We start from the raw sequence: 22,038 nt of genomic DNA, 5'->3' as shown, positions 1-22,038 counted from the left end.
ATGGCGCGAATGGTCGCGAAGTACGTCGTCTCACCGCAGGGCGGGCGTCGCACCCACCCCGACATCACGTCCGCCCTCGCCGCCGCGGCCGGCCGGGGCCGGGCGGCCCTGATCGAGATCGCGCCCGGCCGCTACGAGGAAGCCCTCACCGTCCGGGGCGAGGTCCGCCTCGTCGCGGCCGGCGGTCCGGGCTCGGTGGTGGTGAGCCGGCCGCGCGGTGCCGTCCTCGACACCTTCGGGGCGGTCCGGGTCCACGGACTCGTGCTGACCGGCCGCGACGCCGACGTGGTCGGCTGCCATACGGGAACGCTCACGCTGGAGCACACCGAGATCCGGGCGCACCACGGCGTCGGGGTGCACGCGCGGCCGCACACGTCCGTGACGCTCCGGGACAGCACGGTCCTCTACGGCCGGACCCTCTTCGCGGGGGCCCAGGGGCACATCGAACGGTGCCGGTTCACCGACGCGGCCGACAACGCGGTGGCGGTGATCGAGGGCGCCGACGTCTCGGTCCACGACAGCCGGATCGCGGGCAGCCGGATCCACGGCGTGCGGGTCAGCGAGGCACGTGCGCGGGTCACCGGGTGCGAGCTGACCGGCACCGGCAAGGCGGCCCTCATGGCCGACACCCGGGCCGAGCTCACCGTGACCGGCTGCGCGATCAACGCCGTGCACGCCGAGGCCCTGATGTTCATCGAGCAGTCCAGGGGTGCGGTGGACGGCACGCGCGTCACCGATGCGCACCACGGGATCGGGGTGGCGAGCGGCGCCGACCCGGTGGTCCGCGGCTGTGTGTTCACCGACTGCCGCGACACCGGCATCAACGTCCAGACCTCGGGCCGCGGCAGGTTCGAGGACTGCGAGGTCGTCGGCGCGGGCAACGTCGCGGTGTTCTCGACCCAGGGCGGCGCCCCGCAGGTCCACGGCTGCCGCATCGCGCACGGCAATGTCGGCATCGCCGTCACCGACGCCGCCCGCGGCAGCTTCACCCGGATCGGGATCGAGGATCTGACGGGCACCGCGCTGCGGGTATACGACGCGTCCCGGGCCGAGTTCACGCAGGTCAGGGTGGAGCGCTGCCCGACGGCACTGGACACCCGGGGCAACGCGGGCACCACGGCCGTCGTCACCGGTGCGGTGTTCCGCGACTTCGACATGGCGGCCGCGGCCGTCCTCGGCCAGTCCCGGGTCACGCTCACGAACGTCTCGGCGGAGCGCGGGCTGCTGGGCTTCGGCGCGGGCGAGGAAGCCCAGCTGATCCTGCACGACTGCGATGTCGCGGCGGTGAGCGCCGGTGGTGCCATCGGCTTCGGCAAGGCGAAGCTCGTCGCGCGCCACCTCACCGTGACCGGCTCGGAGGCGTTCGGCCTCTGCGGCAAGGACTCCGCCTACCTGGACGTCGCGGACAGCGAGTTCGCCGACTGCGCGGCCGCCGGGGCGAGCTTCGACGACACCTGCGGCGGCCGGCTGGTGGACTGTTCCGTACGCGGCACCCGCGGCGTGGCCGTACAGGACAACGGCCGCGTCGACCTGGTCGCGCTCCGCACCTCGCTGCCGGTCGTCCGGCGGACCACCGAGCCGCCCGCGCCCCCGCCGACGATCATCAACAACTACCACGGCCCGGTCTTCCACGCCGCGGTCCACGGTGCGCAGTTCGCCTGGAACAACAACCACGCCGACCAGCAGCAGACCAACGAGGACGGTTCCCGCACATGAGCGAGCCACAGCACGTCCACCACCACGACGGGCCGGTGTTCCACGGCACCGTCTCGGGCGCCCAGTTCGCCTGGAACAACGACACCGCCACCCAGAACCAGCAGAACAACAGCACCGTCGCCCCGGGCTTCGAGGCACTCGCCGAGCGGATCACCGCCCTCCTCGGGGACCTGCCGCAGGCCGGCCTCCCCGACCAGGACCGCGAGGACGCCGAGTCCGCGGCCGCGGAGGTCCTCGCGGAGATCACCGGTCCGCAACCCCCCGAGGAAACCAGGCTCCGCCGCGCACTCGCCCTCCTCAAGGGAGCCCTGGCCCCGGTCGCGACCGGCCTGGCGACGGGCACGGCGGTGGGCGCACAGGAGTGGGCCCGTACGGCGATCCAGGGGTTGACGGGGCTCGGCTGACCGGCGGCTGCGCCATCACCCGTTCCGGGCGCCCGGACGCCGGGCCGGGCAGCGCGCCGCCCGGGTGGGGGCCGACCGGGTACGAGCGCGAACGCCGAGAAGGCGACCAGGAAAGGCGTCCGAAGGGACGGAGCGCGGAGGGACCGGCAGCGGCTCCCCGGAACGCATCGGATGTGACACGACGCCGCGGCGGCGCCGCACCACAGGGGGGCGACGGCAAGAGCCGGCGACGGGCCCTAGACACCACCCGCCCGCGCCGCCGCATACACCTCCGTGGCCACCGCCGTCAGTTCCTCGGCGTTGCGGGCGCCGTCCTGCAGATCGATCAGGATCTCCTCGATGCCCACCGCGGCGTGGGCGGCCAGGTCCGTCACGATCTGTTCGACGTTGCCCTGGAAGGGGCGGCGCTCCCGGCCCTCGTGCGGTTTGGCCGTGTGCCGCGCGTTCACGCGCAGCACCGTGTGCACCGGCGCTGTGCGTCCCCGCTCGGCGGCCAGTTCCCGTAGCTTGTGCCACTGGGGGGCGAGGGCCTCGGCGCCCGCGCCGACCGGCATCCAGCCGTCCGCCCGGTCGACCAGGCGGCGCAGCGCACGCGGGCTGTTGGCGGGCAGCAGGATGGGGATCGGCCGCCGCGGCTTGGGGCCGACGACGGAGGGGGCGATGGTCGTCAGCTCCCCTTCGTACGCCACCGGGTCAGGGCCCCACACCGCGTGGCAGACGTCGATCAGCTCGTCGAGGACCGCGCCGCGCCGCTCGAACGGGGCGACGGCGGCGGCCGCGTACTCGTCCAGCGACCAGCCCGTGCCGAAGCCCGCGACCACCCGGCCGCCGCTCGCGGCGTCCAGCGAGGCGAGAGCGCGGGCCAGCTGGAAGGGGACGTGCAGCGGGGCGATGAGCACGCTGGTGCCGAGCCGCGCCCGGTCCGTGGCGGCCGCGGCCAGGGCCAGCGTCACCAGCGGGTCGGCCACCGAGCGGTACGCGTCGGGCCAGGGGAGGCCCGGGACGCCGAACAGCCCTTGGGAGGCGGGCTCGGGGAACAGGATCCGCTCGAAGACCCAGAGGCTTTCGTAGCCGGCCTCCTCCGCGGCCCGCGCGACGGCGGGAACGTCGCGTCCGATGTCGTACTGCCGCATCTGCGGAAGGCCCAGACCGAGCCGGACGGCCATAGCTGCACTCCTTCGTATCGGCCCCCTCGGTCAACGTACCGCCGCCGTACGGGAGTTCCGGGGATGCGTCGTGGCACGGCGGCCGGGGCGTCCGGCGGGTTCAGCCGGGCAGCGGAGTCAGCAGCATCCGCCCGACCAGTCCCACCCCGGCGTCCAGCCGCTCGGTGAGCTCCTCGGCCACCTCCGGCAGCCGGCGCACGCTCCACAGCGCCCTGGCCGCCGCCCAGGCGCCGTCCCTGGCCTTGTCCAGGCTCCACGATCCGATCAGATGCGTCAGCGGATCGGCGACGTCCAGCACGTCGGGACCGGGCATCAGCCGTTCGCGGATCCGCTCCTCCAGGCTCGTCAGCAGCTCGCCGACCCGGTCGAAGTCGGCCTCCAGCGCGGCCGGTTCGCACTCCAGCGCCCGGCAGGTGTCCAGCACCGCCAGCGCCAGATCGTGGCCGATGTGGGCGTTGATCCCGGCCAGGGCGAACTGCAACGGACGCACCCCCGGGTGACGGCGGAGCTGGAAGAGCGGCCGCCAGCAGGCCGGCGGCCGCAGCCCGGCGGCGGTGGCGTCCACCGCGTCGAAGTACCGCCGCGCGAAGCGGAGGTCCAGCTCGCCCGCGGCCGCCGGGTCCTGGAACCCGCCGCCCCCGAGGCGATGCGCCACGGCCTCGGTGACGGCCAGATAGACCCCGTTGAAGACGGCCACCCCGTCCTCGGCGGGCAGCGCGGCGGCCAGCGCCCGCATCCGGGTCAGTACCTCCGCGACACTCGTGGTGGTCGCGGTATGAGGGCTGGCGGGGGGCCGGGCGGCGGGGCCCGCGGCCGGGTCGGGCCGGCCGCGGAGGGGGGAGCGCCGAGTGGTGGTCATCCACTCAGCGTGACAGTCCGGTTACGCATGGAGAGGTGTGCGCGCGGCGGTTGACCGGAACGGGGTAACGGGCGGCGCGCCTCGTTGTGCCGCGCGCCGCCGACTCCGCTTCCGGGGCTCGGCCGGCTGCCGTCCTCGCCCGCCGCCGGTCCCGGCCGGCTGCCGCCGGGTCAGTCCTTGTCGTACGACGAGGTGCCCTCGTCCAGCAGCGGCGCCTGCGGCTTGAGGTGCGCGGGGGCGCAGGCGCGCAGCGCGTGGTAGCCGGTGAGCACCACGATCGTGCCCAGGGCGATGCCGCTCAGTTCGAAGTTGGTGCTGATCCGCAGGCTCACCCCGCCGACACCGATGATGACGCCCGCGGCGACCGGCACGAGATGGAGCGGATTGCGCAGATCCACCTTGTTGTGCACCCAGATCTGGGCGCCGAGCAGGCCGATCATGCCGTACAGGATGACCGTGATGCCGCCCAGTACCCCGCCGGGGATCGCCGCGACGATGGCGCCGAACTTCGGGCACAGGCCGAAGAGGAGCGCGAAGCCGGCGGCCGCCCAGTAGGCGGCGGTCGAGTAGACGCGGGTCGCCGCCATCACGCCGATGTTCTCGGAGTACGTGGTGTTGGGCGGGCCGCCGAGCGCGGTGGAGAGCACCGATGCCGCGCCGTCGGCGGAGATCGCGGTGCCCAGCTTGTCGTCCAGCGGGTCGCCGGTCATCTCGCCGACGGCCTTGACGTGTCCGGCGTTCTCCGCGACCAGCGCGATCACGACGGGCAGCGCGACCAGGATCGCCGACCACTGGAAGCTGGGCCCGTGGAAGTGCGGCAGCCCGATCCAGTCGGCCTTGCCGACGGCGGAGAAGTCCAGCCGCCAGTGGTCGGTGACCTTCCCCGAGCCGTCCACCGAGTGGATCATCCCGAAGGCCCGGTCGAAGACCCAGGAGACGGCGTAGCCGAAGACCAGCCCGAGGAAGATCGCGACACGTGACCAGAAGCCGCGCAGGCAGACCACGGCGAACCCGGTGAACAGCATGGTCAGCAGCGCCACCCACTGGTCCTGCGGCCAGTACGTGCGCGCCGTCACCGGCGCCAGGTTGAAGCCGATCAGCATCACCACCGCGCCGGTGACCACCGGCGGCATCGCGGCATGGATGATCCGCGCGCCGAACCGCTGGACGGCCACGCCGACGAGGAACAGGGCGACCGCGACGACCAGGACCGCGCCGGTGACGGTGGCGCTGGTGCCGCCCTGCGCCCGGATCACGGCGGCGACCCCGACGAACGAGAGCGAACAGCCCAGGTACGAGGGGATCCGGCCGCGGGTGGCCAGCAGGAAGATGACCGTCGCCACACCGGACATCATGATCGCGAGGTTGGGGTCCAGCCCCATCAGTACGGGGGCGACGAAACTCGCGCCGAACATCGCGACGACATGCTGCGCGCCCAGGCCCACGGTGCGCGGCCACGACAGCCGCTCATCCGGCCTGACCACTGCTCCAGGGGCCGGGTTGCGCCCGTCGCCATGCACGGTCCAGCGCACGCCGAGGCCCATGACTGCTCCACTTCTTCACACGGTGATGACCGGGCAATGTTAGTGCGGGGTAAATCCGGTTCATCCCGCTACCTCACGATGTATCCCGGTTGGCCGCCGCTATGGCCTCCGTCACGGCGGCCCTCGCCACCGCGGCCCGCTCCGGCCCTGGTCACGGTGCCCCGCATCCCGCCGGACCGAGCATGCTAAGCAGCCGCTTACGATGGTTCCGGCTCGTCACAGGAGCCCCACCCGTATCACCAGCACCATCCATCTCTACAGCGCCCGCCGGCGCACCCCGACCCCAGGAGCACCACCCGTGAGCGTCGAAGCCCTGCAGACCACCACCGTCCCGTACGGCGAACTGGTCCCCGTCACCGTCCACTTCGACGACCTCGACGCGCTCGGCATGCTCCACAACTCCCGCTACCCGCTGCTGGCCGAGCGCGCCTGGGCGGAGTACTGGCACGGTCACGGGTTCGGCTTCGACGGCGACTGGGCCGCGGCGGGCGACATGTGCAACGTCATCAAGGAGATGCGCGTCTCCTACGAGCGTCCGGTCACCCGGCCGGGTCGCTACGCGGCGCACCTGTGGGTCTCCCGCCTCGGGCGCACCGGCCTCACCTACGGCTTCCGGCTCTGCTCGGCCGACGGGACCGAGACCTACGCCCAGGGGCACCGGGTGCTGGTCCGCATCGATGCGCAGACGCTGCGCCCCACCCCCTGGTCCGACCGCGCCCGGACCCTCGCGGCCCGGCTCCTCCGGCCGGAGGAGCCGGACGCGGGCACCGAGGCGGACGCGGCCTGAGCCCTCGTCGGGCCGTCGTCGAACCGCCGCCGTCGAGCCGCCGGGCTCATGACCGTTCCAGATCGCCGGTCAGTGCGGCGGCGGTGCCGGACGCCGTACGGCTCGGCACCGCCAGTACCCGCGCGCCCACCACCAGCCCGCACGCCAGCGCCGTGACCAGCGCGAACGACACCGTCAGCGACGTCGCTTGGGCGATACCGCCGATCGCGGACGGGGCGATCAGCCCGGAGGTGTAGGTGATCGTGGCGACGCCCGCGATCGCCTGGCTGGGTGCCGGGCCGCTGCGTCCGGCGGCCGCGAAGGCCAGCGGCACCACGACCGCGATCCCGAGGCCCATCAGGCCGAACCCGCCCATCGCCATGGCCGGATGCCGCGCCGCGATGATCAACAGGCCGCCGGTCGCCGCCAGCACCCCGCCGGCCCGCACCGTGCGCACCGCGCCGAACCGCGCCACCACCCTGTCCCCGGCCAGCCGCGCGGCGGCCATGGTGCAGGCGAAGGCGGTGGTCGACGCGGCCGCCAGGCCCGCGTCGGTGCCCAGTGCGTCGCGGAGGTAGACCGCCGACCAGTCCAGGCCGGCGCCCTCGGCGAAGACCGCGCAGAACCCTATGGCCCCGATGAGCAGCGCCGACCGCGGCGGCAGCGCGAAGCGCGGCGGCGGATGCTCCTCGGGGGCGCTGCGCAGATCCAGGACGCCCCGGCAGGCGAGCGCGCCGAGCAGGGTCAATACGAGTGCCGCACCGGCCAGATGGAGCCGGGCGTCCCACCCGGCGTGCGCGGCGACGGTACCGGCCGCCGAGCCGAGCAGGGCGCCCGCGCTCCACATGCCGTGCAGCCCCGACATGATCGGCTTGCCGAGCCGGTCCTCGGTCTCCACGCCCAGCGCGTTCATCGCGACGTCCGACATCCCGGAGGCCGCGCCGTACAGCAGCAACGCCGGGCACAGTGCGTACACGTCGGGGGAGAGGGCGGGCAGGACGAGCGACAGGGTCCACAGGGCGAGCAGGCCGCGCAGCGCGGTGCGCGCGCCGAAGCGGTGGCTGATCCGGCCGGCCAGCGGCATCGCCAGGGACGCGCCGATCGCGGGGAACGCGAGGGCCAGGCCGAGCTGGCCCGGTGAGATCCCGGTGTGGTCCTGGATCCAGGGGATGCGGGTGGCGAAGTTGCCGGTGACCGCGCCGTGGGCGAGGAACACCAGGGCCACGGACCGCCGCGCGCGGCGCAGTTCGGCGTGGGGGAGCGGGGTGACGTCCTGGGAGGCACCGTTGCCAGTCATGGGGCGTAAACTATCAGGAACCCTGCCTGATAATAAGGGTGTTCGTCCGCCGGGATGAAAGACTCACGTCATGCATGCACCGCGCACGGCAGCGGCCGGCCGCACCGCCTCTCCGGCCACCGCACGGCTCATCAACGACCGACTGGCACTGCAACTCCTGCAGTCCGAGGGACCCTTGACGGCAGGTCAGCTCAAGTCGCTGACCGGCCTGTCCCGGCCGACCGTGGCGGACCTCGTCGAACGTCTCCAGGAGGCCGGGCTGATCGCCGTGGTCGGCGAGAGCGGTGCGCAGCGGCGCGGCCCCAACGCCCGGCTCTACGGGATCGTCGCCGACCGGGCCCATCTCGTCGGCCTGGACCTGCGGACCCACAGCGTCACCGTCGCGGTCGCCGACCTCCTGGGCGAGGTGCGCGACGAACGCACCGTCCCCATCGGCCCCGACGACACGCCCGGCGCGGCCGTCGCCACCGCCCTCGCCGTCATGGACAAGTCCCTGGCCGCCGCGGGCGCCCACCAGCCGCACACCATCGCCGTCGGCGCCCCCGGTCTGGTCGACCCGGCCACCGGGCGGCTCGGCGGCACCGACTGGATCCCGAACTGGCATGCCGCGCTGGTCGGCGAGCTGCGCGCCCGGCGTGCCGTCCCCGTCCTGCTGGAGAACGAGGTCAACCTCGCCGCCATCGCCGAGCAGCGCGACGGCGCGGCCCGCGACCGCGACACCTTCGTCCTGCTCTGGCTGGGCCACGGCACCGGTGCCGCCGTGGTCCTGGACGGCACGCTGCGGCGCGGCGCCTCGGGCGGCACCGGCGAGATCGGCTTCCTGCCGGTCCCCGGCACCGCCGCCCTGCCCACGGCGAGCGGCTGCGACGGCGGCTTCCACTCCCTGGCCGGCTCCGCCGCGATCTGCGCCCTCGCGGCGGAACACGGCCTGTCCGCCGCACCCGGCACCGGGCCGGGGCCCGCGACCGCACCCTCGTCCGACGCCGTCGCCCCACCCGCCGAGGCCGAAGCCGATGCCGACGCCCCGCCCGCCGAAGCCGTCGTGCGGGCCGCCCTGTCCGCCGGCGACGCGGGCGCGGCCTTCCTGGACGCGCTGGCCGCGCGGATCGCCCTCGGCGTGGCGGCGGTGTGTGCCGTGCTCGACCCCGGGTGTGTCGTCCTCGGCGGCGAGATCGGCTGCCGAGGCGGCGAGGAGCTCGCCGGACGGGTCGCCGGACAGCTGGCCCGGCTCTCCCCGCTGCGCACCGATGTGCGCGCGGGGACGGTCGGCGGGCGGGCGGTGCTGCGCGGCGCCGTCCTCGCCGCCCGCGACGCCGCTCAGGACGAACTCTTCACGCCCGCCGGCTGACCCGGGGGAGGGGGCCGGGAGCGCGCCGACCGCGGCAACTCCGGCCCCCGCCCTGCCGTGTGGCACGTACGGCACGCGGCGGCCGGTCAGCGCCGCGCCGCCTCCCCCCTGCGCGCCGCGAGGAACTCGGCGTAGGTCCGGCGCCCGTCGGCGTGTTCCGGGGCGAGGTTGCCGCCGCGGCGCAGTGCCGCGGCGCAGGCGCCCGGCAACCACAGCGGCATCAGCAGCCGGCGCCGCCCGCCCGCCTCCAGCGTGGCCCGTACGAGATCCCGGGCGTCCAGCACCTCGGGGCCGCCCATGTCGGCGACCCGCCCGGCCGGCCCGCCGGTCGCCAACTCCGCCAGCCGGTCCGCGACTTCCCCCACCTCGACCGGCTGCACCCGCACGCCCGTCGGCACCGGGAGCACCGGCGACCGGGCGCCCGCCTTGATCACGTCGAGCACCAGGTCGTGGAACTGCGTCGTCCGCAGCACCGTCCAGCCGAGGCCGGAGCCCTCGATCAGCCGCTCCACGGCGAGCTTGGTGCGGTAGTAGCGGATCGGGACCCGGTCCACGCCGACGATCGAGATGTAGACCAGGTGCGCCACGCCCGCCGCCCTGGCCGCCTCGATCAGCCGTCCCGCGGCCTCGGTGTCCCCGCCGGACGGCGTCGAGGCGCAGTGCACGACCGTCTCCACGCCCGCCAGCGCCTCGGGCAGTCCCGTCCCGTCGCGCAGGTCGACCGCGTACGACCGCGGCCGCGGCCGCGCCGTGCCGGTGTGCGGCCGCCGGCTCAGCGACCGGACGTCATGGCCGTCGCCGAGCAGCCGGTCGACCAGGGCCCGCCCGAGGGTGCCGGTGCCGCCGGTCACCAGAATTGTCGCCATCGCGGATCAGTCCTTGAGGGGAGAAGGGATGCGTACGTCTCCGTTATGACGAAGCACGCGGGCCGCTCTGTGACACGCGGCGCGCCGGAGGGCTGTGAGGCAGCCCACAGCGCTTCGCCCGCATGGGCGACTACCGGCCGTGGCAGACTGAAGCTGTACTGACATAAGAGCAGCAGCGCACTCCGGGGTCGGTGTAATTCCGAACCGGCGGTAACAGTCCGCGACCCGTCCGCAGCCAGCGGCCGGTTGAGCAGGTGAAATTCCTGCACCGACGGTGAAAGTCCGGATGGGAGGCAGTGCGCGGCGGGCCAGCTTCGGTACACCGCCGTCGGCGGCGCGTCCGGTTTTTCCGGACGGGTTCTCCTTTCCGGCGCGGTGTTCCCGTGGTGTTGTTCCGCTTTCTGTCGTCCAGACACCCCCGGAGTCCGTGCCCTGAGAGGCAGGAGGACCCGGTGGCCACCGCAGCCCCCGTCGAGACCGCGGCGATGCGCCGAGCCATCGAGCTCGCCGCGCGCGGCCTCGGGCACACCAGCCCGAACCCGGTCGTCGGCTGCGTCGTCCTGGACTCCGCCGGCCGCACCGCCGGTGAGGGCTGGCACCAGCGGGCCGGCGGCCCGCACGCCGAGGTCCACGCCCTGCGCGCCGCCGGCGAGCGCGCCCGCGGCGGCACCGCACTGGTCACCCTCGAACCCTGCAACCACACCGGTCGCACCGGCCCCTGCGCCCAGGCGCTGATCGACGCCGGGATCACCCGCGTCGTCTACGCCGTCTCCGACCCCAACCCGACGGCCACCGGCGGCGCCGTCACCCTGGCCGACGCCGGCATCGACGTCGAGGGCGGGCTGCTCGCCGACGAGGCCGCCGCCGGCAACGAGGCCTGGCTGACCTCGGTCCTGCGCCGCCGCCCGTTCGTCCTGTGGAAGTACGCCGCCACCCTCGACGGCCGGATCGCCGCCGCCGACGGCACCAGCCGCTGGATCTCCTCGCCCCAGTCGCGCGCCGATGTGCACCGGCTGCGGGCCGCCGCGGACGCCGTCATCGTCGGCTCCGGCACCGCCCGTGCCGACGACCCGCAGCTCGGCGCCCGGATCAGCGGACTCGCCGACGACGAGATCAGCCAGCCGCTGCGGGTCGTCGTCGACTCCGGCGCCACCGCCGTCAAGGCCGGCGCCCGTGTCCTGGACGGCACCGCGCCCACCCTGATCGCGGTCGCCGAGGACGCCGACGCCGGCCACCTCGAAGGGCTCGCCCCGATCGTCCGACTGCCGCGCGCCGCCGACGGGCGCGGCCTGCACCTCCCCGCACTGCTCCAGGCCCTCCACGAGCGCGATGTGCGCTCCGTCCTGCTCGAAGGCGGGCCCACGCTCGCCGGGGCCTTCCTCGCCGCCGGCGCCGTCGACAAGGTCGTCGGCTACCTCGCCCCGGTGCTGCTCGGCGCCGGACCGGCCGCCGTGGGCGACGCCGGAATCACCACCATCGCCCAGGCGTTGCGGCTCGACGTGACCGGCACCGAACGGCTCGGACCCGACCTGCGCATCACCGCCACTCCCATCCGCCACGCCCTGAACGAGGAGAACTGACGTGTTCACCGGAATCGTCGAAGAACTGGGCGAGGTCGTCGCCGTCGAGGACCTCGGCGACAGCTCCCGCTTCCGACTGCGCGGCCCCGTCGTCACCGACGATGCCAAGCACGGCGACTCGATCGCCGTCAACGGTGTCTGTCTGACCGTCGTGGACACCGCCGACGGTGAATTCACCGCCGATGTGATGGCCGAGACCCTCAACCGCTCCAGCCTCGGTGCGCTGGCCGCCGGCTCGCGGGTCAACCTGGAGCGCCCGATGGCGCTCGGCGGGCGGCTGGGCGGGCACCTCGTCCAGGGCCATGTCGACGGCACCGGCACCATCGTCGACCGCACCCCCGCGGAGCACTGGGAGATCGTCAAGGTCGCGCTGCCGGCCGCGCTGTCCCGCTATGTCGTCGAGAAGGGCTCCATCACCGTCGACGGTGTCAGCCTCACCGTCGTCGAGGCCGCCGACGACTACTTCACCATCAGCCTCATCCCCACCACCCTCGCCCTGACCACCCTGGGCATCAAGAAGGCCGGCGACCCCGTCAACCTCGAGGTCGACGTCCTCGCCAAGTACGTCGAGCGGCTGCTCGGCCGGGGTTCCGCCGACCGCGGAGACCTGGACGAAATCAAGGAGATGGACCGGTGAGCGTCCTCGACACGCTGAACGGCCAGGCCTTCACGGCCTTCGGGCAACACGTCATCTGGTCGGACATGATCGGCAACACCATCGGTCTGGCCGCCCTGGCACTCGGCTGGCGGCGCTCGATCTGGACCTGGCCCGCCCAGTTCCTCTCCGGCCTGATCCTCGTCGCCGCCTATGCCTCCGCCCACCTCAGCGGCGGCGTCGGCAAGCAACTCCTCGTCATCGGCGTGGCGTTGTGGGGCTGGCGGCAGTGGCAGCGCGGCCGCAAACAGGCGCAGGACGGCTCCATCGCCGTCCGCTTCGCCGGCTGGCGCGAGCGCGGCCTGCTGCTGGGCGGCACCGCCGTGGGCACCGCGGCCGTCGGCACCCTGTTCACCCTGCTCCCGCAGCTGTCCTGGAACCCCTGGCCGGACGCCTACATCTTCGTCGGCACGCTCGCCGCGATGGTCGCCCAGGCCCGCGGACTGGTCGAGTTCTGGTGCGCCTGGCTGCTGGTCGACCTGGTCGGCGTCCCGCTCGCCTTCAGCAGCGGCCTCGCCTTCTCCGGTCTCGTCTACGTCGTCTATCTCGCCCTCGTCGTGTGGGGCATGCGCGACTGGTGGCTGCGCTCGCGCGCCGCCGATCGCACCGTCCTGGAAGGAGCAGCGGCATGACCGCAGTGCAGAGCTGGTACGACGCCGAGGCCGAGGCCCTGGCGCTGGACCCCGTCGAGCAGGCCATCGCCGACATCGCCGCGGGCCGCCCCGTCGTGGTCGTGGACGACGAGGACCGCGAGAACGAGGGCGACCTGGTGGTCGCCGCGGAGAAGGCCACCCCCGAGATCGTCGCCTTCATGATGAGCGAGTGCCGCGGACTGATCTGCGCCCCCATGGAGGGCACGGAGCTGGACCGGCTGGAGCTCCCGCAGATGGTCGAGCACAACACCGAGTCGATGGGGACCGCCTTCACCGTCTCCGTCGACGCCACCGCGGCGCACGGCGTGACCACCGGCATCTCCGCCGCCGACCGCGCCACCACCCTGCGGCTGCTCGCCTCCGGGGAATCGGCCGCCGACGACTTCGTCCGGCCCGGCCACATCTTCCCGCTGCGCGCCCGGCCCGGCGGCGTGCTGGTCCGCAACGGCCACACCGAGGCCGGCGTCGACCTCGCCCGGCTGGCCGGACTGCGCCCGGCCGCCGCCATCGTGGAGATCGCGGGCGAGGACGGCACGATGCTGCGGCTGCCGGAGCTGGTGCCGTTCGCCCGCAAGCACGGACTGTCGATCATCTCCATCGAGGACCTGATCGCCTACCGGCAGTCCTCCGAGCCCACCGTCCGCCGCGAGGCCGAGACCCGGCTGCCCACCGCCCACGGCGAGTTCACCGCCTACGGCTACCGCTCCACCGCCGACGGCGTCGAGCACATCGCGCTGGTCGCCGGCGACCTCGGCGACGGCGAGGACGTCCTGGTCAGGGTCCACTCCGAATGCCTGACCGGGGACATCTTCCACTCCCTGCGCTGCGACTGCGGCCCCCAACTGGAGGCCTCCCTGCAGCGGATCGCCGAGGCCGGCCGGGGCGTGGTGATCTACCTCCGCGGCCACGAGGGGCGCGGCATCGGGCTGTTGTCCAAGCTGCGCGCCTACGAACTCCAGGAACGCGGCCGCGACACCCTCGACGCCAACCTCGAACTGGGCCTGCCGGCCGACTCCCGCGACTACGCCGCGGGCGCGCAGATGCTCCAGGACCTCGGGGTGCGCTCGCTGCGCCTGATGACCAACAACCCCGAGAAGACCTCCGCCCTGGTGCGGTACGGCCTGCACGTCACCGGCCGCGAGCCGATGCCCGTCAAGGCCGGTGAGCACAACCTGCGGTATCTGCGGACCAAGCGGGACCGGATGGGGCACGACCTGCCCTGGCTGGACCCCGCGGCCACCGTCCCCCCGCCCTTCGAAGGCGCCAGGACGGGGGAGACCCCGCGCACCAAAGCGGGCGGCGCCACGCCTCCCGCCGCCACCACCTGCGACAACCAGTAGCCACCCACCCGGCACCACGCCACCACCCGGCACCATCACCGTCGGACCAGCATCAACACCCGTAAGAGGAGAACCGTGAGCGGCAAGGGCGCACCCGAACTGACCGTGAAGAACTGTGGCGACCTGCGGGTGGCCGTCATCGCGGCGCAATGGCACGAGCAGGTCATGAACGGCCTGGTGGACGGCGCACTGCGCGCCCTGACCGAGCTCGGCATCGACGAGCCCACCCTGCTGCGGGTCCCCGGCGCCTTCGAGCTGCCGGTCGTCGCCAAGGTGCTGGCCGGCCGCGGCTATGACGCGGTGGTCGCCCTCGGCGTGGTCATCAAGGGCGGCACCCCGCACTTCGACTACGTCTGCCAGGGCGTCACCCAGGGCCTGACCCAGGTGTCGGTGGACACCGGCGTCCCGGTCGGCTTCGGCGTGCTGACCTGCGACACCGAGCAGCAGGCGCTCGACCGCGCCGGCCTCGAAGGCTCCACCGAGGACAAGGGCCACGAGGCCGTCACCGCCGCCGTCGCCACCGCCGCGACGCTGCGGACCGTGTCCGAGCCCTGGCGCTGATCGCCCGCCCGTCGCCCGCCTCCCCTGTCGGCCGAGGCGCTGCACGCCGGAGCGGCATCACCGCGTAGGGTGGTCACCATCATGTCCAAGAAGACGTTCGAGGAGCTCTTCTCCGAGCTCCAGCAGAAGGCCGCCACGGGCGACCCCGCCACCTCCCGGACCGCCGAGCTGGTGCAGGCCGGCGTCCATACGATCGGCAAGAAGGTCGTCGAGGAGGCCGCCGAGGTCTGGATGGCCGCCGAGTACGAATCCGACGAGGCCGCCGCCGAGGAGATCTCCCAGCTCCTCTACCACCTCCAGGTCATGATGGTCGCCAAGGGCATCTCCCTCGACGACGTCTACGCCCACCTCTGATCCCTCACCCGCACCCTCCGCAACACCCCTCAGTGCAAAGGAACTCGCTCTCATGCTGCGCATCGCTGTCCCCAACAAGGGTTCACTGTCCGAGCCTGCGTCGGCGATGCTCCATGAGGCCGGCTACCGCCAGCGCAAGGACCGCAGGGAACTGGTCCTCGTCGACGCCGAGAACGAGGTCGAGTTCTTCTTCCTGCGCCCGCGCGACATCGCGGTCTACGTCGGATCCGGCAAGCTCGACATCGGCATCACCGGCCGTGACCTGCTGCTGGACTCCGGCTCGCCGGCCGAGGAGATCCTCCAGCTCGGCTTCGCCGGCTCGACCTTCCGCTACGCCACCCGCCCGGGTACCGCCAAGGACGTCAGCGAGTTCGGCGGCATGACGATCGCCACTTCGTTCTCCGGCCTGGTCCGGCAGCACCTCCTCGACAACGGCGTGGACGCCTCCGTCGTCCACCTCGACGGCGCCGTGGAGACCGCCATCCAGCTCGGCGTCGCCGAGATCATCGCGGACGTCGTGGAGACCGGCACCACCCTGCGCAACGCCGGGCTGGAGATCATCGGCGAGCCGATCCTCAAGTCCGAGGCCGTGGTCATCCGCGGCACCGGCGCGCCGGACGACGACCCCAAGGTGCGCCAGTTCCTGCGCCGGATGCAGGGCGTCCTGGTGGCCCGCCGCTACGTGATGATGGACTACGACATCCGGGTCGAGCACGTGGAGAAGGCCGTCGGCCTCACCCCGGGCCTGGAGTCGCCGACCGTCTCCCCGCTGCACCACGAGGGCTGGGTCGCGGTCCGCTCGATGGTCCCGTCCAAGGACGCCCAGCGCATCATGGACGAGCTCTACGACCTCGGCGCCCGCGCGATCCTGACCACCGGCATCCACGCCTGCCGACTGTGACCCGGTTCCGGCCCCGGCAGCCCCTGACCCCCGTACGCACCGCTGCACCCACGACGGAAGACCCGACGACGTGTCCGCGCCCCTGCCCAGCCTCCCGGTGACGTTCCGGCCGACCCGCACCCGGGTCGTCCTCTACGCCGTCGGCGCCGCCCAGCTCGCCGCCCTCACCGTGATCGCGCTGCTGCTGCCGAAGCTGACCGGCGGCGAGCGGCTCAGCTTCGTGGTCACCGGACTGCTGGTGCTCGCCGTCCTCCTGCTGCTCAGCCGCCCCAAGGTGGTGGCGCGGCAGGAGGGCGTCACGGTGGTCAACCTCACCACCCGTCGTGAACTGGCCTGGGCCCAGGTCCTGCGCGTCAACCTCCGCGAAGGCGACCCCTGGGTCCACCTCGACCTCGCCGACGGCACCAGCCTGCCCGCCATGGGCATCCAGCCCGGAATCGCCAGGGACCAGGCCATCCGGGACGCCCGTGCGCTGCGCGACCTCACCGAGAAGCACGGTGCTGTCGACCACACGGCCGGTTGAGCCTGCCCTAATCAGGGCCGCGCTGTTTACTCTGTTCTCCGGGGCGCACCCTGCGCCCCGCCCCTCAGTGGGCCCACACCGACCCGAGGAGTGACTCCCTCCGGCAATGGACGGATCGTCCTGTAGTACCTGCGCCGCCCCTCCCCAACCCCCGCATACCACGGAGGCGGCGGCATGACCGGCCCCCTGCTGCTGCTCGCCGCGGCTCTCGTCCTGATCCTGGCCAACGGTTTCTTCGTCGCTGCCGAGTTCGGACTCGTCACCGTCGAGAAGGCGGACGCCGAACGGGCCGCGACCGACGGCGACCGCCGCGCCCTCACCGTCGTCTCCGCCCTGCGGGAACTCTCCTTCCAGCTCTCCGGCACCCAACTGGGCATCACGATCACCTCCTTGGTGGTCGGCATGCTCGCCGAACCCGCGCTGGCCGAGCTGCTGTCCGGCCCGCTGGCCGCCACCGGCCTGCCCCGGGGCGCGGTCCCCGGCACCGCCGTCGTCATCGGCATGCTGCTGGCCTCCGCGGTCCAGATGGTCGTCGGCGAACTCGTGCCGAAGAACTGGGCGGTCTCCAAGCCGCTGCCCGTCGCCCGCGTGGTCGCCGGCCCCCAGCGGGCCTTCTCCCGCTTCTTCCGCCCGGTGATCACCCTGCTGAACACCGTCGCCAACCGACTGGTGCGCGCCCTGGGCGTGGAGCCGACCGACGAGCTGGCCTCCGCCCGCACCCCCGGCGAACTGGTCTCGCTCGCCCGGCACTCCGCCCGCGCGGGCGCCCTGGAGCAGGACACCGCCGACCTGTTCGTCCGCACCCTCTCGCTGGGCGACCTGACCGCGGAGAACGTCATGACGCCGCGCGTTCGGGTGAGTGCCCTGCAGGCGTCCGCGACCGCCGAGGACGTGGTGAACCTGACCCGCGCCACCGGCCTCTCCCGCTTCCCCGTCTACCACACCCGTATCGACGAGGTCGTCGGCATGGTGCACCTCAAGGACGCGCTGGCCGTTCCGGCGCACGACCGGCTGCGCATCCCCGCGGGCCGGATCGCGGTACCGCCGCTGCTGGTGCCCGAGACCCTGCCGGTGCAGACCCTGCTGGAGCGGCTGCGCAGCGAACAGCCGATAGCGGTGGTCGTCGACGAGTACGGCGGCACGGCCGGGGTGGTCACCCTGGAGGACATCATCGAGGAGCTCGTCGGCGAGGTCCGCGACGAGCACGACGGGGTGGACCTGCCCGAACTGGGTCAGGCCCCACCCGAGGAGGGCCGCCCCACCTGGGACGCCGACGGCGGCTGCCGGGTCGACACCCTGCGCAAGATCGGCCTGGAGGCCCCGGAAGGGCCGTACGAGACGGTGGCAGGACTGGTGGCACACATACTCGGCCGGATCCCAGCCCCCGGCGACATCGCGGAACTCGACGGCTGGCGGCTGCGGGTGCGCCTGGTGTCGCACCACCGCGCCGAGCGGATAAGGATCGTCCGGACCGCCACCGTCACGGTGCCGCCCGCGCCCGAGGCACCCCGTGAGGCCCTCGCGGCGGTCGCGGAGGTGGCCCGATGACTCTGGTCCAGCTGCTCTTCGCGGTCCTGCTCGTCCTCGCCAACGGCTTCTTCGTCGGCGCCGAGTTCGCCCTGGTCTCGGTGCGCCGCAGCCAGATCGAACCGCTGGCGACCGAAGGCTCCACCCGTGCCCGGCAGGTGCTGCACGGCCTGGAGAACCTCCCGCAGATGATGGCCGCCGCCCAGTTCGGCATCACCGTCTGCTCCCTGACGCTCGGTGCGGTCGCCGAGCCCACCGTCGCCCACCTCCTGGAACCGGTCTTCGAGGCGGTCCACCTGCCCGCCGCCCTGGTCCACCCGCTCGGCTACGTCATCGCCCTGGCGGTGGTGGTCTTCCTCCACCTCGTCATCGGCGAGATGGTCCCCAAGAACCTGGCGATGGCGGCCCCCGAGAAGACCGCCCTGTGGTTCAGCCCGGGGCTCGTCGCCTTCGCCCGGCTGTGCCGCCCGGTCACCGCGCTGCTCGGCGCCTGCGCCCGCGGGGTGCTGCGGCTCTTCCGCGTGGAGCCGAAGGACGAGGTCGAGGCGGTCTTCACCAGTGAGCAGCTGAACCATCTCGTCGAGGACTCGGTCCAGGCCGGCCTGCTCGACCCGGCCGAGCAGGAACAGCTCTCCGACGTGCTGGAACTGGGCAGCCGGCCCGTCACCGAGGTCCTCCTCGACCGGGCGGCCCTGGTCACCGTCGAACCGACCGTGACGCCCCGCCAGGTGGAGGAACTGACCGTACGGACCGGCTACTCCCGCTTCCCGGTGTGTGCGCCCGGCGGCGCGTACATGGGCTATCTGCACGTCAAGGACGTCCTCGACCTGGAGGAACGCGACCGCGCGGTGCCCCAGCGCATCTGGCATGCGATGACGACGCTGCGCGCCGAGCTGCCCCTGGACGACGCCCTCACGGCCATGCGCCGCGCCGCCTCCCATCTGGCGGCGGTCGCCGACGCGACCGGCCGGGTGCTCGGCCTGGTCGCCCTGGAGGACGTCCTGGAGATGCTCGTCGGCGAGGTCCGCGATCCGGCCCACCACCGCGCCCCCGCCACCCGGGGCCGCAGGGCCACCGCCCGCAACCGGGTCAGCGAGCCCCGCGAGGAGGCCGCCCTCCCGTCCGAGGACCGGGCGATGGCGCGCTGAGCGGGGTGCTCGTGCCGGGTCCGGCGCCGCCGGGCCAGGGGGCCCGGGACCCAGGGGTTCCTGGGGCCCGGTGCCCCTGGGCATCCCGCTCCCGCCTGCCCGCGAAATTCCGTGGCGCGGGCAGGTCGGGAGCGCGCAGGATGCGGACATGCTGACCCTCCGCGCCGCCTCGACGGACGACCTCGCGGTACTGGCGACGCTCCACGCGGTCGTCCACGACGCGCATGCCCGCCACCGGCCCGACCTCTTCGTCGGCGAGCCGTCGCCCGGCGCCCTCGAAGCGCTCCTGACCACGTGGCTGTCGGAACCGGACGTGACCTTCCTCATCGCCGAGACGCCCGACGGCGAAGCCCTGGGATACGCCATGGCCCGAGTCGTCAGACGGGAGGGCGGCACGCTCGTCCTGCCGGAGACGTTCCTCTCGCTTCAGCAGATCGCCGTGGCCCCGGGCGCCTCGCGCCGCGGCGTCGGCTCGGCGCTGCTGGACGGAGTGCGGGCCCTCGGGCGCGCCGCCGGCTGCCGGCGACTGGTCACCGACGTCTGGGACTTCAACGACGGTGCCCGTTCCTTCTACCGGGCCCGTGGCTTCAGGCCCCTGAACAGCAAGCTCGAACAGGAGCTCTGACCAGCCGCTCCGACCAGCGGCTCCGACCAGCGGCTCCGACCAGCCGCGGAGGTCCGGGCCGGAGCGCCGCACGGCGGGGCGCTCACCGGATCACCCGGCGGGTCCCGCGGATCCGGCCCCCGCGGGTCCAGTCCCTAGAGATCCAGCCCCTAGAGATCCAGCCCCTTCGGCGGCGGCCCCTGGATGTCCGGGCCGCGGCCGGAGAGGACCTCGCCGTAGGCCTGCATCAGGTCGGGCAGGCGGAGGGTGGCGAGGTCGTCGCGGGTGGGGGTGCCGCGCCAGGTGGAGAGCCGCAGATCGCGGTAGGCGCAGCTCTTCTCGTAGAGGGTGCGCAGGAAACGGCCGTTGCCGAGTTCGTCGATCCAGCCCTGGTCGACGACGTGGCCGCTGATGCTGCACAGCTCGTCGCGGGACTCCTCGTCCCAGCGGTCGCCGTTCTCGGCGGCCAGCACCTCGCCGATCGCGGTCAGTTCCAGCGGCCGGTAGCTGGGGAAGTCGACGCGGCTGGTGAAGCGGGAGGACAGGCCGGGGTTGGCGGCCAGCAGCCGGTCCATGCCCTCCGGATAGCCGGCCAGGATGACCACGAGCCGGTCGCGGTTGTCCTCGGCGCGCTTGAGCAGCACCTGCAGCGCCTCGTCGCCGTAGGCGTCGCCCTTGCTGTAGCCGGAGTTGGACAGGCTGTACGCCTCGTCGACGAACAGCACTCCGCCCAGCGCCGAGTCGATCAGTTCGTTGGCCTTGACGGCGGTCTGGCCGAGGAACTCGCCGACGAGATCGGAGCGTTGGGCCTCCACGAGATGGTCGCCGCCCAGCAGCCCCAGGGCGTAGAAGACCCGCCCGAGTATCCGTGCCACGGTCGTCTTGCCGGTGCCGGACGGGCCGGAGAAGACGAAGTGTCGTTTCGGCGGCTGCACCGGCAGCCCCTGGCTCGCCCGCAGCCGGGCCATGCGCAGCTGGGCCGACAGCGCCCGCACCTGCCGTTTGACCGGCTCCATGCCGACCATCCGCTCCAGTTCCGCCAGCGCCTTCTCCAGCAGCACCGGATCGGCGGGCCCGGCGGGCAGCCGCTCGGCGCCGCGCGGCACCGGTGCGGTCGCCTTGACCCGGGCCGGGGCGCCGCTCCCCGCCGGAATGCCGCCGACTTCCCCGTCCGGTCCCTCCGGATCGCCGGTCACCAGCAGATCCCGGCCGTCGACCGGGTCGAGCGGGGCCAGATCGGCGGCGGCCTCCTGGCCGAGGCCGGAGGCGGAGACCGTCGCGAGGTCGGCGTCCTCGTCCAGGCCGTCTCCCTCCGCGATGGCGGCGAGGCGGGCCGCGGTGTCCATGAACGCCGGGTCGACGCGGTGCACCGCGCGGTAGAGGGGCAGGGCCGCGGCGCTGCGGCCGGTGCCCTCGTGGGCGCGGGCGAGCCAGTAGCGCAGCTCCTTGCGCTGCGGCTGCTCGCTGCGGCAGCGCATCAACGCGGCCGACAGCAGCGGCTCGGCCTGTCCGTACATCTCCAGCCGCACCCGCGCCATCCCGCCGAACAGCCCCGCCTCGATGCCCAGCACCGGATCGCCGAGCAGCGGCTCGGTGTGCCGGACGAGCTGGTCCCAGTCCTTGACGAGGTAGGCGCGGCAGGCGTGCAGGAAGCGCACCTGGGGGTCGGTGTCGACCGGCGGGCAGCCGGCCAGCGCCTGGTCCAGCTCGGCGACATGGCGGCCGTCGAGCCAGTGGGAGGCGTGGGCCAGCAGCAGGTCGCGGCCGGTCTCCAGCACCGGCTGCACCCACCAGCCCAGCCAGTACCAGGAGTTGAGGGTGCGTCGGTGGCGGGCGCGCATCTCGCCGAAGCGGTCGCGGTGCCGGTGCATCCTCAGCAGCGCGATGGAGGTGTCGGCGCGCAGTGCGTGCAGGCCGAGCCAGGCGTCGGCCATCGACGGATCGAGTCGTACCGCGGCCCGGAACTCCTCCTCCGCCTGCGGATAGGCGCCCACGGTGTAGGCGTCGACCGCGCGCAGCCAGGCGAGTTCGGCCGGGGCGGGCGAACCCTGAGTGCCGACATCCATCCCGTCCCCCCACACAAAACGTCCCCCGAGTACCGCCGGGCGCGTGCCCGGCCGCGGCCCGGCGAACCGGCGTACGACGGGCGGGAGTTGACCTTCGCCGCGCGCACCTCGGTGCCGGCCTGCGGTGGCACAGACTCGCATGGTACCTGCGGGATCGGTG

At 73.5% G+C, this 22,038-nt stretch carries 21 protein-coding genes and 1 riboswitch; of the genes, 15 read left to right on the top strand and 6 right to left on the bottom strand.

Translation table 11 applies throughout. The features are described 5' to 3' along the window. The first annotated feature begins 9 nt into the window (after positions 1-9). Both AB0411_RS28850 and AB0411_RS28845 read left to right on the top strand, forming a co-directional pair. Complete coding sequence (locus AB0411_RS28850) at positions 10-1,716, top strand: right-handed parallel beta-helix repeat-containing protein (protein ID WP_366420214.1); 1,707 nt, start codon at positions 10-12, stop codon at positions 1,714-1,716. Beyond that, the gene (locus AB0411_RS28845) at positions 1,713-2,120 is read left to right on the top strand and encodes a hypothetical protein (RefSeq protein WP_366420213.1); all 408 of its coding nucleotides are present in this window, start codon (positions 1,713-1,715) and stop codon (positions 2,118-2,120) included. Before AB0411_RS28850 ends, AB0411_RS28845 begins: the two co-directional genes overlap by 4 nt. 236 nt (positions 2,121-2,356) lie before the next feature. On the opposite strand, the gene AB0411_RS28840 is transcribed toward AB0411_RS28845, so the two are convergent. The 3 genes from AB0411_RS28840 to AB0411_RS28830 form a co-directional block, all read right to left on the bottom strand. Then, a complete protein-coding gene (locus tag AB0411_RS28840) occupies positions 2,357-3,286 on the bottom strand; it encodes a TIGR03619 family F420-dependent LLM class oxidoreductase (RefSeq protein WP_366420212.1) in 930 nt (309 codons plus the stop codon). A gap of 100 nt (positions 3,287-3,386) precedes the next feature. Next, positions 3,387-4,022: a DUF5995 family protein gene (locus AB0411_RS28835; RefSeq protein ID WP_437043756.1), complete on the bottom strand. Its 636-nt coding sequence runs from the start codon at positions 4,020-4,022 to the stop codon at positions 3,387-3,389. A 293-nt stretch (positions 4,023-4,315) separates the two neighbouring features. Further along, on the bottom strand, positions 4,316-5,689 hold the full coding sequence (locus AB0411_RS28830; RefSeq protein WP_366420210.1) for a uracil-xanthine permease family protein: 1,374 nt from the start codon (positions 5,687-5,689) through the stop codon (positions 4,316-4,318). Between the two features lie 298 nt (positions 5,690-5,987). On the opposite strand from AB0411_RS28830, the gene AB0411_RS28825 reads away from it, so the two are divergent. After that, the gene (locus AB0411_RS28825; RefSeq protein WP_366420209.1) at positions 5,988-6,476 is read left to right on the top strand and encodes an acyl-CoA thioesterase; all 489 of its coding nucleotides are present in this window, start codon (positions 5,988-5,990) and stop codon (positions 6,474-6,476) included. A gap of 46 nt (positions 6,477-6,522) precedes the next feature. Here the strand turns inward: AB0411_RS28825 and AB0411_RS28820 are convergent, their stop codons facing one another. Then, on the bottom strand, positions 6,523-7,752 hold the full coding sequence (locus AB0411_RS28820) for an MFS transporter (RefSeq protein ID WP_366420208.1): 1,230 nt from the start codon (positions 7,750-7,752) through the stop codon (positions 6,523-6,525). 70 nt (positions 7,753-7,822) lie between these two features. Here AB0411_RS28820 and AB0411_RS28815 point away from each other — a divergent pair, with 70 nt between their 5' ends. Then, complete coding sequence (locus tag AB0411_RS28815; RefSeq protein ID WP_366420207.1) at positions 7,823-9,100, top strand: ROK family transcriptional regulator; 1,278 nt, start codon at positions 7,823-7,825, stop codon at positions 9,098-9,100. Between the two features lie 86 nt (positions 9,101-9,186). Here AB0411_RS28815 and AB0411_RS28810 read toward each other — a convergent pair whose 3' ends face one another. Beyond that, entirely contained in the window at positions 9,187-9,966 is a 780-nt protein-coding gene (locus AB0411_RS28810) for an SDR family oxidoreductase (protein ID WP_366420206.1), read from the bottom strand. A gap of 173 nt (positions 9,967-10,139) precedes the next feature. Continuing rightward, positions 10,140-10,270, top strand: a riboswitch (FMN riboswitch). Between the two features lie 181 nt (positions 10,271-10,451). Here AB0411_RS28810 and ribD point away from each other — a divergent pair. The 11 genes from ribD (at position 10,452) to AB0411_RS28755 (ending at position 19,833) form a co-directional block, all read left to right on the top strand. After that, the gene (ribD, locus tag AB0411_RS28805; protein ID WP_403151198.1) at positions 10,452-11,546 is read left to right on the top strand and encodes a bifunctional diaminohydroxyphosphoribosylaminopyrimidine deaminase/5-amino-6-(5-phosphoribosylamino)uracil reductase RibD; all 1,095 of its coding nucleotides are present in this window, start codon (positions 10,452-10,454) and stop codon (positions 11,544-11,546) included. 1 nt (position 11,547) lies between these two features. Next, complete coding sequence (locus tag AB0411_RS28800) at positions 11,548-12,183, top strand: riboflavin synthase (RefSeq protein ID WP_366420204.1); 636 nt, start codon at positions 11,548-11,550, stop codon at positions 12,181-12,183. After that, complete coding sequence (locus tag AB0411_RS28795) at positions 12,180-12,833, top strand: nicotinamide mononucleotide transporter family protein (RefSeq protein WP_366420203.1); 654 nt, start codon at positions 12,180-12,182, stop codon at positions 12,831-12,833. Before AB0411_RS28800 ends, AB0411_RS28795 begins: the two co-directional genes overlap by 4 nt. Next, positions 12,830-14,194: a bifunctional 3,4-dihydroxy-2-butanone-4-phosphate synthase/GTP cyclohydrolase II gene (locus AB0411_RS28790; RefSeq protein WP_366420202.1), complete on the top strand. Its 1,365-nt coding sequence runs from the start codon at positions 12,830-12,832 to the stop codon at positions 14,192-14,194. The genes AB0411_RS28795 and AB0411_RS28790 overlap by 4 nt, the downstream gene beginning before the upstream one ends. A gap of 75 nt (positions 14,195-14,269) precedes the next feature. Next, on the top strand, positions 14,270-14,755 hold the full coding sequence (gene ribH, locus AB0411_RS28785; protein ID WP_086720683.1) for a 6,7-dimethyl-8-ribityllumazine synthase: 486 nt from the start codon (positions 14,270-14,272) through the stop codon (positions 14,753-14,755). Between the two features lie 81 nt (positions 14,756-14,836). Further along, a complete protein-coding gene (locus tag AB0411_RS28780; protein WP_086720687.1) occupies positions 14,837-15,109 on the top strand; it encodes a phosphoribosyl-ATP diphosphatase in 273 nt (90 codons plus the stop codon). A 52-nt stretch (positions 15,110-15,161) separates the two neighbouring features. Then, entirely contained in the window at positions 15,162-16,010 is an 849-nt protein-coding gene (gene hisG, locus AB0411_RS28775) for an ATP phosphoribosyltransferase (RefSeq protein ID WP_366420201.1), read from the top strand. A gap of 70 nt (positions 16,011-16,080) precedes the next feature. After that, the gene (locus AB0411_RS28770) at positions 16,081-16,533 is read left to right on the top strand and encodes a PH domain-containing protein (RefSeq protein WP_366420200.1); all 453 of its coding nucleotides are present in this window, start codon (positions 16,081-16,083) and stop codon (positions 16,531-16,533) included. Between the two features lie 174 nt (positions 16,534-16,707). Then, the gene (locus tag AB0411_RS28765; RefSeq protein WP_366420199.1) at positions 16,708-18,081 is read left to right on the top strand and encodes a hemolysin family protein; all 1,374 of its coding nucleotides are present in this window, start codon (positions 16,708-16,710) and stop codon (positions 18,079-18,081) included. Further along, a complete protein-coding gene (locus tag AB0411_RS28760) occupies positions 18,078-19,208 on the top strand; it encodes a hemolysin family protein (RefSeq protein WP_366420198.1) in 1,131 nt (376 codons plus the stop codon). Before AB0411_RS28765 ends, AB0411_RS28760 begins: the two co-directional genes overlap by 4 nt. A 148-nt stretch (positions 19,209-19,356) precedes the next feature. Next, complete coding sequence (locus AB0411_RS28755; RefSeq protein WP_366420197.1) at positions 19,357-19,833, top strand: GNAT family N-acetyltransferase; 477 nt, start codon at positions 19,357-19,359, stop codon at positions 19,831-19,833. A gap of 149 nt (positions 19,834-19,982) precedes the next feature. On the opposite strand, the gene AB0411_RS28750 is transcribed toward AB0411_RS28755, so the two are convergent. Beyond that, the gene (locus AB0411_RS28750; protein WP_366420196.1) at positions 19,983-21,878 is read right to left on the bottom strand and encodes an AAA family ATPase; all 1,896 of its coding nucleotides are present in this window, start codon (positions 21,876-21,878) and stop codon (positions 19,983-19,985) included. Between the last annotated feature and the right edge of the window lie 160 nt (positions 21,879-22,038).

Source organism: Streptomyces angustmyceticus, assembly GCF_040701845.1.
GTDB classification, from domain to species: Bacteria; Actinomycetota; Actinomycetes; order Streptomycetales; family Streptomycetaceae; genus Streptomyces; species Streptomyces angustmyceticus_A.
This window is presented reverse-complemented; position numbering and strand designations above follow the sequence as displayed.